At 42.7% G+C, this 12,413-nt stretch carries 13 protein-coding genes and 5 pseudogenes; 7 read left to right on the forward strand and 11 right to left on the reverse strand.

Going from position 1 to position 12,413, the window contains the following annotated elements; translation table 11 throughout:
• Nucleotides 1–171, forward strand: a pseudogene (locus DX073_RS14855) (phosphoglycerate dehydrogenase); the annotation flags it as partial.
• Here DX073_RS14855 and DX073_RS15115 read toward each other — a convergent pair.
• Together DX073_RS15115 and DX073_RS15120 are read right to left on the reverse strand one after the other, a co-directional pair.
• Complete coding sequence (locus DX073_RS15115) at nt 149–433, reverse strand: pilin (protein ID WP_115008590.1); 285 nt, start codon at nt 431–433, stop codon at nt 149–151. The pseudogene DX073_RS14855 and the gene DX073_RS15115 overlap by 23 nt on opposite strands.
• Nucleotides 340–702 carry a pilin gene (locus tag DX073_RS15120; protein ID WP_115008591.1) on the reverse strand — a complete coding sequence of 121 codons (363 nt, stop codon included), beginning with the start codon at nt 700–702 and terminating at the stop codon, nt 340–342. The genes DX073_RS15115 and DX073_RS15120 overlap by 94 nt, the downstream gene beginning before the upstream one ends.
• Nucleotides 703–977: 275 nt before the next feature.
• Here DX073_RS15120 and DX073_RS13905 point away from each other — a divergent pair, with 275 nt between their 5' ends.
• Nucleotides 978–1,286: a hypothetical protein gene (locus DX073_RS13905; protein ID WP_115008592.1), complete on the forward strand. Its 309-nt coding sequence runs from the start codon at nt 978–980 to the stop codon at nt 1,284–1,286.
• A 26-nt stretch (nt 1,287–1,312) separates the two neighbouring features.
• Entirely contained in the window at nt 1,313–1,462 is a 150-nt protein-coding gene (locus tag DX073_RS14430) for a hypothetical protein (RefSeq protein WP_181814467.1), read from the forward strand.
• 2 nt (nt 1,463–1,464) lie between these two features.
• Here the strand turns inward: DX073_RS14430 and DX073_RS14585 are convergent, their stop codons facing one another.
• Nucleotides 1,465–2,904, reverse strand: coding sequence for a sulfatase-like hydrolase/transferase (locus tag DX073_RS14585; protein WP_115007732.1), 1,440 nt, complete (start codon nt 2,902–2,904; stop codon nt 1,465–1,467).
• A 161-nt stretch (nt 2,905–3,065) separates the two neighbouring features.
• Between DX073_RS14585 and piv the strand changes: the two genes are divergently transcribed.
• Nucleotides 3,066–4,034: an IS110 element transposase-like pilin switch DNA invertase Piv gene (piv, locus tag DX073_RS13915; RefSeq protein WP_076611962.1), complete on the forward strand. Its 969-nt coding sequence runs from the start codon at nt 3,066–3,068 to the stop codon at nt 4,032–4,034.
• A gap of 50 nt (nt 4,035–4,084) precedes the next feature.
• Complete coding sequence (locus tag DX073_RS13920) at nt 4,085–4,465, forward strand: pilin (protein ID WP_309473760.1); 381 nt, start codon at nt 4,085–4,087, stop codon at nt 4,463–4,465.
• Nucleotides 4,466–4,799: 334 nt separating this feature from the next.
• Here DX073_RS13920 and DX073_RS13925 read toward each other — a convergent pair whose 3' ends face one another.
• The 8 genes and pseudogenes from DX073_RS13925 to DX073_RS14870 form a co-directional block, all read right to left on the reverse strand.
• Nucleotides 4,800–5,006, reverse strand: a complete 207-nt coding sequence (locus tag DX073_RS13925; protein ID WP_115007726.1) for a hypothetical protein — start codon at nt 5,004–5,006, stop codon at nt 4,800–4,802.
• The gene (locus DX073_RS13930; protein ID WP_115007728.1) at nt 4,996–5,583 is read right to left on the reverse strand and encodes a hypothetical protein; all 588 of its coding nucleotides are present in this window, start codon (nt 5,581–5,583) and stop codon (nt 4,996–4,998) included. The genes DX073_RS13925 and DX073_RS13930 overlap by 11 nt, the downstream gene beginning before the upstream one ends.
• 191 nt (nt 5,584–5,774) lie before the next feature.
• On the reverse strand, nt 5,775–6,269 hold the full coding sequence (locus tag DX073_RS13935) for a pilin (protein ID WP_115008594.1): 495 nt from the start codon (nt 6,267–6,269) through the stop codon (nt 5,775–5,777).
• Nucleotides 6,270–6,907: 638 nt separating this feature from the next.
• Nucleotides 6,908–7,294, reverse strand: coding sequence for a membrane lipoprotein lipid attachment site-containing protein (locus DX073_RS13940; RefSeq protein ID WP_115007721.1), 387 nt, complete (start codon nt 7,292–7,294; stop codon nt 6,908–6,910).
• 204 nt (nt 7,295–7,498) lie between these two features.
• Nucleotides 7,499–8,697 (reverse strand): annotated as a pseudogene (locus tag DX073_RS13945) (phosphoglycerate kinase).
• A gap of 217 nt (nt 8,698–8,914) precedes the next feature.
• Entirely contained in the window at nt 8,915–9,475 is a 561-nt protein-coding gene (locus DX073_RS13950; RefSeq protein WP_258556981.1) for a thiamine phosphate synthase, read from the reverse strand.
• Between the two features lie 261 nt (nt 9,476–9,736).
• A pseudogene (locus DX073_RS14865) lies at nt 9,737–10,414 on the reverse strand (D-alanyl-D-alanine carboxypeptidase family protein).
• A gap of 43 nt (nt 10,415–10,457) precedes the next feature.
• Nucleotides 10,458–10,880, reverse strand: coding sequence for a hypothetical protein (locus tag DX073_RS14870; protein WP_258556982.1), 423 nt, complete (start codon nt 10,878–10,880; stop codon nt 10,458–10,460).
• 626 nt (nt 10,881–11,506) lie between these two features.
• Between DX073_RS14870 and DX073_RS13960 the strand changes: the two are divergent.
• Nucleotides 11,507–12,137, forward strand: a pseudogene (locus DX073_RS13960) (response regulator).
• Nucleotides 12,134–12,413: pseudogene (locus tag DX073_RS13965) on the forward strand (hypothetical protein); the annotation flags it as partial. The pseudogenes DX073_RS13960 and DX073_RS13965, both read left to right, overlap by 4 nt.

Raw genomic sequence — 12,413 nt, forward strand, 5'->3', positions numbered from 1 at the left:
CAGGTCAACGCCTCCTTTGCGGACGCTGGCATCAACATCACCGCCCAGTCGATGATGACTCATGGCGATGTCGGCTATCTGGTCATGGACGTGGACGACCACGACTCTGCCAAAGCCTTAGAACGCTTGCGTTCCGTACCGCAGACCATCAAGGTGCGTGTGTTGTTTTGATAGCGCCTAAATAAACCCAAAAAATAAAACCACTCGTGATGAGTGGTTTTATTTTATATTCTCTGCATGATATTGGCGTATATTTATCCTTCCAGCCAGCCGACCTTTCTTCTAGTACGCATGACCACAGACCGTCTGCACCACGCACCATAGATATCTTTGCTCCTGTTAATGCCTTATAGGACTGTTTGCCAAATTCAGCTGTAATCTTCTGAAATTTATCCCATTGTTTGTAATACTGGCAATATACACCAAGTTGGATGCAGGATCTTCGGTCATGCCAATATACTCATAACTCTCATTATTAATAGCTTGCTCTGGTTTTAATGTTGGTAATCGCCCATCCGATAAAATGGTATCAATTACTGTACGAGTTGCATTAATCTCATAATACACCCTATTCACCTGAGCTTTAGCAATATAATCTTGATACATAGGTAAGGCAATCGCTACCAACGTCCCGATGATTGCTACCACAATCATCAACTCTATTAAGGTGAAGCCCTGTTGGGCATTTAAATTGTTTTTCATCATAACTCTAGTAAAGAAATTAATATCTGATATAATTAAGCAATTTTCTGTACCAACTTTTATTTTATGACATCACTTACCCTCTCTTTGATAAAACCAAAGCTAAAGCCGGTATCACTCACTTTACCATCTCGTTGCTCATCTTCTGTTTTGTGGTAGCTTGGGTATATTTTTGCTTATCCTGACGTGTACTTTACCATGGCGGGGGCCGATACAGGGGCTTACCTTGGTCTTCTTGATAGATGTCGTGCTAGGACCTTTGTTGTCATTTTTTGGTGTACAATCCTGCCAAACCTAAAAAAGAAATCATCTCTGACTTTGTTATCATTGGTGCCGTTCAGATTGCCGCCTTGGCATATGGTCTGACCACACTCTACAAAGAACAACCTCAAGCAGTCATCATCTACCCCAAAGCTCCAGCAACGGTTATCAATAAACGCGAGATGACCGATTTTGAATTGGGCGAATTATCGCAATATGAAAAACTAGGCAAATTACCTGCGGCTGTCTATACACCAGATCGAAAGCACTCTTATCAGTCCATGTTACAATCTTTTGGGATGTTATTAAAGAAACCGATCTAGCCAATCGACGTACTCTTGCTCAAAATATGGATGATTCAGCCGTCCTGCAAAGTTTGGAAAAACAATACGGCAAGCTGTATATCTTATCTGTCATGGCAAAATACAATGGAGCATACTTCGCCCTTGATGAAGACTTTAACTTGGTAGCAAAATTTGGCGAAAAACCAATCTCTTAACATCATGCTTTAACCTTAAAATGCAACCAGCTCACCCGCTGCCAATGAATGTGCGAATGGATAGGCTCCCGCATCATCAGCGGAGGCATATGATCGCCCACAACAATCACCTCAACACCTGCCATCTCAGGGCGTTTGATAAGTTCGCCCAATCCATCAAAAAACTGGGCGTGTAGCATAAAGTTGTTACAAATATCACCTTTGGGTAGGTTGTGCTTATTGCAGTCTAGTCGGTGATTGATGATATCACCTCTAGGGTAGTGGGAATGACTGGTTAGGGTTAGCCAATAAAAGAAGTTTTTATCATGGGTGGCAAAACTTTCTGCAACAATATCAAACAGTTCGTTATCACAAATACCATTAAAAGCCTCACAACGTTTTTTGTCGCCATGATGTTCAGCAAAGACCGTCTCAGCAAAACCCATTTTTGGATACAAAAAATCTCTTTCATAAATCTGACTAAATCCACCATGCATGCCTATGGTATGATACCCCATCCGCTTTAATTGATTGGGCAAACAGTTGTCAAATTCTTTATTAGCAACTTTATTAAAGGCATAACCACCCTCTACGTCAAGCAAACACAGCTCCCTAAGCTCACCTTCCACCGTTGCTCCTGCAAAGTCAAAATAACCGTCCTTGATAAACTCTAGTCTGTCAGTTTGATTGTAAATACCTGCCAAAATATCTTTTTGAGTGCTATCATGACGTGCCACCCCCCATGACTCTGCCACAATGAGTAATTTTTTATCAGAATTGCCAAAATAGCTAGAGGCGTTATCAATGTCAATGGGGATCATGGTTGGTACTTTGCCAAAATGTTTAATAAATTCACTATCTACCACCCACCGATAGCGTTTGTACTGGCTATGAATGACAAAGTAATCTGACTGAGCGAATCGTTCACCATGTCTATCTACATATTTGATTTCATTAAAGTGGCTATACGCAAAAAAACCAACGAGTGACACAAATAACACATAAAGCCATCCTGTCTTAATCATAAAAGGTTTGGCAAGTCGTCTCATAATAAAGGGCATAACGGTAAGATATGTCGCCACAATTCCTACAAGCACCATATAACGCAAGGGGGCATTGACCAAAAATGGAGCAAGTGATATTGCTGCAAAAATATCCAAAAATGGGAATAATTGCATGGTCATCATCACAACATCAAGACTTATGGTGCAAAGCAGCACCAACATCGCCAACACACGAAAAAACCGATAAGGCAGAGCAAATAGCACACATGCCACAAAATAATCAATGTTAATAAGAGGCCGAGACACACCCACAAAATACGCACCAATCAGCAAAAAAACATTGGGAATCAGCAAAAAAATCAATGCCTGTGCCAAAAGCAGCCAATCAAGCTTTGGCAGTTTGTAATCATGAACGAGCCAATCGGGATATTTTTTAGAAGAATTCTTTTTTATGGTCATAGAACAATTACCGTTAAATTTGCATTTATAGATCAAATCCTCTATAATTCATGCATTGTGCAATAATATTGGGGAAAACTCGCTTGGTATCCTGGGAGCAAAACCCGCAAGCTAGGTTGAGATAACTCCTTTACCAAACTAGTTTGGTGCTTTATACTACCATGTCTAAAACTTACATTGGGATTGATATCGCCAAAAACACATTTGATGCCTGCTTTATTACCCATAACACTTGGCAAAACTGTACATTCACAAATAACCAACAGGGTTTTATAGAGCTAACATTGTGGATTCAAGCACATCATTATAACACATCTACCTTACATTTGATTATTGAGGCAACGGGGGCTTATTGGGAAAAATTAGCTCATTGGGCAATCTCTCATCATCATAAGGTAAGTATTGTCAACCCCTTATATATTCATGCATACGCCAAAAGCCTAGGCATACGCACCAAGACAGATAAGCAGGATGCCATTCTCTTGGCACGCTATGGTGCAAAAGAAAATCCACCTTTATGGCAGCCTAAATCAGACAACGAAATAAAACTGACTGCCCTTCTAAAACAACGTGAACACCACAAACGGCAACTCATCAAAGAACGCACTCGACAGGAAGCTCTGTCTATTTATGTGAAATCGTATACTGATGACAACATTCGTCATTGGAGTGACAGCATCACACAGCTCGATCATCAAATTTGGCAACTCATCAATTGCACGCCCGAGCTAAATTACCGTGCCAGCCTACTTGCCACAATACCTGGAATTGGCAAAAAGACACTGCCACATCTACTGGTTGTCATTGGAGATGGTTCATCATTTCAAAGTGCCAAACATCTAGCAAGCTATGCTGGGCTTGCCCCTCGTCATCATCAATCAGGCATTAGTATTCACAAGCAGTCTTCCATTGGATTTAGTGGACAAAAAGAACTACGTTCAGCCCTTTTTATGCCCGCTGTCATAGTCAGCTTTGGTCGATATCCCGCTTTTCAAAAGTTCGTCAAACGCATGGAACAAAAAGGCAAAACCAAAAAACAAATTATTATCGCCATCATGCGCAAATTACTCACCATCAGCTATGCCGTTATTCGCCAAAATCGCCCTTTTGACAAACGCATTCATGAATAACATTTATTGGTATCCTAGCTGCAATCGCTCTACCTGCTTACCAAGACTACATCTCTAAGTCTCAAACTACTCGTGTAGTGGGCGAACTAGCTGCTGGTAAAACTGCTGTAGATGCTGCTTTGTTTGAAGGTAAAGAGCCAGTATTGCAAGCTAATAATGCTGATACCTCCAAAGAGGATATTGGTCTAACTGACACCAGCAACAAACCTCGTTCCAACTTGATGTCAAATGTTGAATTAAGTGGTTTCTCTGCTACTAGTTCAGCTGGCACTATTACTGGCACCTTGGGTACACGTGCTAATAAAGACATCACTGGTGCGAAAATCATGCAAAATCGTGCTGCTGATGGTGTATGGAGTTGTACTATTAACGGTTCTGGTGCTACTGGTTGGAAAGACAAATTTATCCCAACTGGCTGTACAGCTCAGTAATAATCTACTCTTAGATTACAAAACACCGCTCCTTTATGGGGTGGTGTTTTACGTAAATACATCATCAGCAACCACTATTAACATCTCTTAAAAAGAGCAATTAACATCAAATATAAGAAAAACCGCCACTCAAAGAACCGTTGGCGTACCAGCTCAGGTTACACATTCAAGTCTAACCACACTCAATTCATATCAAAATCATACAAAAACCGTTCGCTCTGAGCCTGCCTGCGGGTGAAGCGGTTCTCCGTTATGGGCGGGCATAGCTTACCACGAACGGAGAACCTTTGTTGTGCTTTGAATAGAATTTACTATACAAATTGTCAAATATTGCTTATTCTTGGTGGTATATTTGTGCCGATAGTTGGTTTTTATAGGGTAGATAAGGAGATGGTGTGATGTGTATGGTGTAATGATTTAAAGTTTTGCGATTAAAAAAGATAAAATGACTGTTGTGCTTGATGTTCTCACCCAAGATAAACTCTTCATCACCGTTTGCCACCAAGATGTAATAAGGGCGATTCTCTACTTCAATAATCATAACCCGTAAAAAAGGCTGAACGCAAATACCCTATCGAAAACGCAGAAACGACCACATACACAAAAATAAAAGCCATAAAAATCTGATAATATTTTTCGTTACTCATCAACTCCCTAAGACGAATAGAAAAAGAGATTGCCCGTCCGAACTTATGGCAAACTAAAGAAATAGCTAAAATAGAAAGTACACATCCCATCAGACGGTATGACGACAAAATACCAATATAAAAATACAGTAGCAACATGATGGGTGTTGATACGATCGCCAATAAAATAAAAATTTTGACAAACCCCAAATGAGATGCACCCCAAGAGGCATGTAGTAGCCCAAAAAATCTCTTAATAAACTTAAACGCCTGATATCCGATCAAATAGCCAATAACAAGAATCATGGATACCACACAGACATAAGCCAAACTTCTGGCAATCATGCTACCACCTTGCACTACATGCCACCATGGGTAGCCATGATATGCTGCTTGACCCCAACCATAAGCGTAAGCCGTCGCCCAACTTAATACAGCCAAATACGCCATTGATACCGACGAGGCGACAAATTTATTAAAATTATTTAGCATGACTTAAGTATCTTTTAAAACAAGAATAAAAAGAAATGGATGATAATTGTGATTGATTATTTTAGATAAAAAATAGACAAGTGTTTTCTTATTTTTGTATATTTATTGTAAAGATAAATTTCTCTCACAAACAAAAATCACCTCCAATAAGAGGTGATTTCGCATAACTAAAATATATTCAATAATTAAAATTATGGTGCAGTATTTGTGCAACCTGTTGGAATAAATTTATCCTTCCAACCGGTAGCAGTGCCTTGCTGTACGTGACAAGTCCATACACCGTCATTAGCACGTTTTTGAGTGATGATAGCACCACTGATGTCTTTATTGGCACGGTTACCCAAGGTACCAGTAATAGTACCAGCTGAACTAGTGGCAGAGAAGCCAGCTAACACAACGCCACCAGTTTCTTTTAGTAGATTAGAGCGAGCCTTGCCACCGGTGGAAGTTAAGCCAATATCTTCTTTAGAGGTTGCGGTGTTGCCAGCATCCAAAACCGGCTCTTTACCTTCAAACAAAGCAGCATCTACAGCAGTTTTACCAGCAGCTAGTTCGCCCACTACACGAGTAGTTTGAGACTTAGAGATGTAGTCTTGGTAAGCAGGTAGAGCGATTGCAGCTAGGATACCAATAATGGCGATTACAATCATTAGTTCGATAAGGGTGAAACCTTTTTGAGCGTTCATAATGAACTCCTTAGTTCATAGGGGCGATATTGCCCAGTTTGTTTAAGTTAAGTGATTAGCAACTTTAAACATATTTGCTAACCTTACACTCATACTGTTGCATTGTCTGTGCCAACTTTTTGGCGGATTTGGACTGTTTTGGGAAAAATAGGCAAAATTGAGAAAATTTTAAAAATTTTGTCTAAAAAATAAGCAGATTTTTTGCCATTTTTTAAAATTGATTAAGATATGTACAAATTTTTTTCTTTTTTACCAAAAAAATTTTTAAAAATTTTTAAAATTTGATGTCTGGCAGGTAATTTTGGGTGACAATTTTTGTCAGTTTTGGATTTTTTGACATTTTTTGGCAGGTTGGGCTGACATTTTGGTGGATGTGCCAATTTTTGACATGGACAAAATTTTTACCTATCAAAAATTGTTGCCAAAATTTGTCATATTAGCCAATTTTTGACACAAATGGACACTGACATGGCATTAATGTGTCATGTGTGACGATTTTGTCAATGTTGATAAACTGGCATAAGATGATGTGAAATGGGTGAACATCACAGATCCATGGCGAACATCAGATTCGCTGGCTGTAAATTCATTTTTATCAAAAAAGCCCCGAACATGTTCGGGGCTTTGGTGATGGTGGATTAGTACTTTTGGTCTTCGGGGGCTTGCTGTTCGGCGGTGGCGGTGTTGCCTGTTACGGTATCAGTGGCACTGCTGGCAGCCCCTGTCACGGCATCGGCGGTGGCGGTGGCGGCATCAGAGACCACGCCTGCGGCGGCTTCGGCGGTATTTTTGGCATTTTCTACGCCATTATTTGCCACGTCATGAGCGACATTAGAGACACCTTCAGCGGTCGCATTGGCTGCAGCTTCGGCCTCGGCGGCCACAGTGTCAGCAGCGGCTTTGGCGTTATTGGCGGTGTCAGTGGCGGCAGACTGAGCCGTCTCGGCAGCCTTATCGCTGGTCTCTTTGCTACACGCTGTCAAAGCAAGGGCAGCGACAAGCGTGGTTAGGATTAATTTTTTCATAAAAGCACTCCAAAGGAAGTATGTATTAGTAATGGCAGTACATCTTTAAAAATGATAAAACACCAACATTTAAAGATGTCTTAAAATCTAGTCATAGTTTAGCAGAATGATGGTATTTGGCAAGGGCAAACATAAAAAATGCAACAAAAATTAACAAATGTTTTTGTTGCATTTTATCATTTTTATATAAAAATCAGATACTTATCAAGGTGTATCTAGTGCGGTGATGGCGGGCAGGGGTTTACCTTCAACAAATTCTAGAAACGCCCCGCCCCCTGTGGATAGGTAGTCCACACCATCTGCCACGCCATATTTGTCAATGGCAGCCAAGGTATCGCCACCGCCAGCGATGCTAAATCCTTCGCTGTCCGCCACTGCTTGACAGATGATGGCGGTGCCTTGACCGAATGCGTCCACTTCGAACACGCCCACAGGCCCATTAAATAGAATGGTTTTGGCGGATTTGATGTGCTCGCCCAGCTTACTCGCCGACTCTGGGGCGATGTCTAGTATCATGTCATGCTCACCAATCTCATCCACGGATTTGATGGTGGCAGTCGCTCGACTGAGTGAACCCAAAAAGTCATCAAAATCAATCTGTCCTTTATCCGCGACCACGACATGAGTAGGTAGTAGGATGTTTGTCTTGGTCATGATGTCACGGGCGGTATCCACAAGGTCGGCTTCGTATAGGGAGGCACCGACATTTTTGCCACTCGCCACCAAAAAGGTGTTGGCGATACCACCACCGACTAGGATACTATCGCATAGCTTAGCTAGGCTGTTTAGCACGTCAAGTTTGGTAGATACCTTTGAGCCACCCACGATAGATAGTACAGGTTTGGCGGGATTGTCTAAGGCTTTGGATAGGGCATCAAGCTCGGCAGAGAGTAGGTTGCCTGCACACACAGGCTTGCCGTCTGCGATACACGCACGAATCACCCCTTCGGTAGATGCTTGGGCTCGGTGAGCGGTGCCAAAAGCGTCCATGACAAAGATGTCGCATAGGTTGGCGTATTGTTTGGATAGCTCGGGGCTGTTTTTCTTCTCGCCCACGTTAAAGCGGACGTTTTCTAATAGCACCACCTCGCCTGATTTGACCGACACGCCATTATCCAGATAATCGGTGGAGAACGCCACGTTCACGCCCAGTTTGTCCGCCAAATAATCAGCAATCGGAGCTAATGAATATTTGCCCTCGCTCTCGCCTTCGGTGGGTCTACCTAGGTGCGAGCAAACAATCACGCCCGCCCCTTTGTCAAGACATGCCTTGATGGTGGGTAGGAGGCTTGTAGGCGGACATCGCTGGTGATGACACCGTCTTTGATGGGTACGTTTAAATCTTCACGGATAAGGACGGTTCTGCCCGATACGTCTAAGTCAGATAGATAGGTAATGCTCATGGGTCTTCCTTTTGGTCATGATATGGATGGTGACATAAAGTAACGCTATTTTAGCATAATTTTTGGCTTTTCTCAATGTTATCATGACAGCAAATGATGGTATTTTTTATAATGATGTCATTTTTTCAAAAACCATCAATCCCATGTTTCTAGGTAGCGACGCCATGCTTGGCATTTTGCTGTGACCATCTCAGGCTATGGTGCAGGATGTCCGTGGTCACAGCGACATAATCAATGGTATCTCACCGACCTTTTGGCGAAGCTCATCCATGTTGTTTAGGCTTATCCCACCAATCAGACATAGGGGCAAGCCCACTTTGTGAGCACGAGATAGCGTCTCGCTACTGACGGTCTTAGCCAGTGGCTTGGTCATCGTGCCAAACATCGCTCCCATCGCCCCGTAGCTTGCCCCCTGTTTTTTGGCTTCTCTAAATACCGCCACATCGCCATGACAACTGCGACCGACATGCACGCCATCGCCGAGTATCTCTCGTGCCACTCGCACACTCATCGTCCCTGACAGATGTAGCCCTGTGTTAAAGTGGGAGGCAAGTTCTAGATTTTCATTAATGACCGTGGGAATGTCGTATTTGTCCGCCAGACTGATGAGAATCTCGGTCTCTTGGTAGAGCGTAATCAAATCAAAGACATGAGCGGTCTGATGACGGCGGATTTGTAGTAGTGATACCACACCCGTATCAAAGGCACGTTCTAATTTCTCGCTTAGGGTGTGAATGTCTTCATCACTGGTAAGCAGGTATAATTTGGGGGCGGTCATGGTCGTCCTTGGAGGCAGAGCTGGTTGGTATCGGTACTATATTATAGTCAATTCGTCAAAATAATAGGTATTGTTAAATAAAGATAGATTTTAAGGTTTTCCGTTCGGACTGAGCTTGTCGAAGTCTAGGAAAACCGTTATGGTTCGACAAGCTCACCACGAACGGCTTTCTAGAAAAGTATACTCAATTAACAATACCAAAAAATAATAAATAACAAAAAGACCCAATGGTCGGGTCTTTTTTTGCCATCAATAGGGCAATCAATAACGATAGGCAAGCTGAGTTAGGATGTCCTCAGCGTCATCCCAACGGCTGTTAGAGGCACTGGCACCGAGCAGTACAACAACGGCAGGACGGTTATTGACGTGGGTCTCCATCACATAGCAATAACCTGCCTCACGGATAAAGCCTGTCTTTGACACGCCAATCGGGTGATTGCCTGCACGGACAAGACGACTGGTATTTTGAGCTTTGTAAGTGCGTGAACCTGAGTTGTAGTTATTGACATAAAAGTCATAGTTTGGGGCGGTTGAGAAGTTACGCACAGTCTGATAACGTGGGTCAGAATTCACCGCTCGCATCATCTTCACTAGGTCGTTCGCTGATGAGCGGTTACGTGGGTCTAGACCTGATGCGTCAGAGTAGCTTGTGCTGTTCATGCCCAGACTTTTGGCTTTTGGTTCATCGCCCAGATAAAGTTATCATAACCACCGGGTAAGTACGGCTAGGGCTTTGGCAGCAGGGTTTTCTGACTTCATGAGCATAAGGAGCATGAACTCACTACGGCTCATGCGGTCGCCCGAGCGTAGGTTAGAGCTTGCTTTTTTGGCGGCGATAAAGTCCGATGGTTCAATCACAATCTCTTCACGCATGTCAAGCCCCGCATCCATCAGCACCATCGCTGTCATAATCTTGGTTACAGAGGCGATAGAACGCACGGCATCGGCATTTTTTTGATAGATGGGCTGACCGGTTTGTAGGTCAAATACGATGCGGCGGCAGACTTTGTGCTAATAGGCAACTGCTCGCCATATTGGTAGCTGCTGCCATAACTGGTCTGCTGTCCATAAGGCTGAATGGCAAAGGGCTGAGAAGTGGTCGTACCAGCAGGAACAGATGTTCTAGTAACCTGAGTGTTGGTGTAGCCTTGGTTGTAGGTGTTAGGGCTGTATTGGTGTTGGTATAAGTGCGAGTTTGCTGAATGGTCGTGGTTGCAGGTGGAATCTCTTGGACGGTAACCGCTTGCATGCTCTGGGCATTGCCTTTGCCGATATAGATGGTTTTTTGTTGGCTGTTGTCCACCAAAAACGCATGGGCAGACACTGTCATCATGGACATGACAGACAGGCTTAGCCCACAGGCTAGGTGCTTGGGGCTGACTTTTTTAAAATTAATTTGCTTCATAAGTTCCACTCTCGGCTCATTGATGGGTTGCAGGATTGATTTTCTCGGCGACAACCTTGTTTGCAAGAAAATACCTAGGCCACTTGCATTGACATCAACACACCGTCACATCAATGACATCGGCAACACTGGCTTGGTGAAACGGACAAATACATTTAGACCGTCTCATCATTTTTATTCTAACATAACAAGAACACTTTTTTATGTTAAAATCAAAGTTTTTGGGTAAATTTGTAAACAAATTTAACACGTTTTTATCCCTAACTTTTATCTAACTCATCATCTTTGTTAGCGTAATAATCAAGCAAGTGTTTGTAACATTTTTGCAAAACATTGTCCGGTTTTGGGCAACACCTAGAGCAGTTTTTTGTTAAAAAAAGTTACTAAAAAAATTGCTAGATGACTGGTTATTGTTAAAATTGTCAATCGTACAGACGGTACCCAAACATCGATTTTAGTTTAGCCCAAATCAACTAAGACATTGCAATTTTTGAGCCATTTTGGATGATTTTTTGGATTTGGGTCTTAAATGTACACATGATAAACAGTTCTGATATGATTTAGACAGATTATTTTAAAAAACATTTTAAAAACCATTTAATATTTATTTTAGAAAGGTGGGCAAAATGACAATAAAAGTACTCATCGTAGACGACCATGAGCTTGTCCGCATGGGCATCAGTCGCATGCTTGGTGATGACCCCGACATTGAAGTGTTGGGGAAGCAGGCTGTGGCGAGACGGCAGTGGTAATGACCGCAAGCTCGCTCCTGACGTGGTGCTGCTAGATGTTAATATGCCCAACATCGGTGGCGTGGAGGCGACACGACGGATTAAACAGCTTGATGAGTACATCAAGGTTCTGCAGTGTCTAGCTTGGTGGCTGAGCCTTACCCATCCATGCTTTTAAAGGCGGGGTAGATGGCTACATTACCAAAGGCACGCCCATTGGCGAGATGATAACCGCCATCAAAAAAGTCAAGGCAGGTGGTAAGTATTTTAGCCATGAGATTGCCGATGTGCTTGCCCAAAATGTGCTTGATAAAAAAGCCAATCCTTTTGATGGCTTGTCCGAGCGTGAAAAACAAGTTGCCATGATGGTAGCGAACTGCCAAAGTGCCAGTCAAATTGCCGACAGTTTATTTGTGAGTGTCAAAACCGTAAACACTTACCGTTATCGAATTTTGAAAAACTGGGTGTGGATTCTGATGTCAAACTCACCCATCTTGCCATACGTCACGGACTGGTCAATACATGAGCCCATCTCCCATCAGACACACCAAAACATGGGTGCGAAAACTGTGGTTTTTGTCCGCCAATGTTCACGAAGAAGCGCTCATTTCCACGATGCGTGTGCGTCAGCTTGGACTCACCTATGGCGTCTATCGTTTTATCATCGCCTGCTTTTTGCTCATGGCAAACTTTTTACTCAACCGTGACAAGGCAGGTCTACCCACCGAGCCTACTTTTTTAGAACAGACGGTATTTAGTATTTATGTTGTTGTCGCTTTGGTGCTGTTATTTGCTTTTTTTT

It is taken from the genome of Moraxella lacunata (assembly GCF_900453205.1).
GTDB classification, from domain to species: domain Bacteria; phylum Pseudomonadota; class Gammaproteobacteria; order Pseudomonadales; family Moraxellaceae; genus Moraxella; species Moraxella lacunata_B.

What these genes read in the sequence shown, in the direction of transcription:
- DX073_RS14430 (WP_181814467.1), top strand. Translation starts at nt 1,313, where the DNA reads ATGGATGATTCAGCCGTCCTGCAAAGTTTGGAAAAACAATACGGCAAG.
- DX073_RS13950 (WP_258556981.1), bottom strand. Translation starts at nt 9,475, where the DNA reads ATGACCGCCCCCAAATTATACCTGCTTACCAGTGATGAAGACATTCAC.
- DX073_RS13940 (WP_115007721.1), bottom strand. Translation starts at nt 7,294, where the DNA reads ATGAAAAAATTAATCCTAACCACGCTTGTCGCTGCCCTTGCTTTGACA.
- DX073_RS15120 (WP_115008591.1), bottom strand. Translation starts at nt 702, where the DNA reads ATGAAAAACAATTTAAATGCCCAACAGGGCTTCACCTTAATAGAGTTG.
- DX073_RS14585 (WP_115007732.1), bottom strand. Translation starts at nt 2,904, where the DNA reads ATGACCATAAAAAAGAATTCTTCTAAAAAATATCCCGATTGGCTCGTT.
- DX073_RS13925 (WP_115007726.1), bottom strand. Translation starts at nt 5,006, where the DNA reads ATGATTATTGAAGTAGAGAATCGCCCTTATTACATCTTGGTGGCAAAC.
- DX073_RS14870 (WP_258556982.1), bottom strand. Translation starts at nt 10,880, where the DNA reads ATGAAGCAAATTAATTTTAAAAAAGTCAGCCCCAAGCACCTAGCCTGT.
- piv (WP_076611962.1), top strand. Translation starts at nt 3,066, where the DNA reads ATGTCTAAAACTTACATTGGGATTGATATCGCCAAAAACACATTTGAT.
- DX073_RS13935 (WP_115008594.1), bottom strand. Translation starts at nt 6,269, where the DNA reads ATGAACGCTCAAAAAGGTTTCACCCTTATCGAACTAATGATTGTAATC.
- DX073_RS13930 (WP_115007728.1), bottom strand. Translation starts at nt 5,583, where the DNA reads ATGCTAAATAATTTTAATAAATTTGTCGCCTCGTCGGTATCAATGGCG.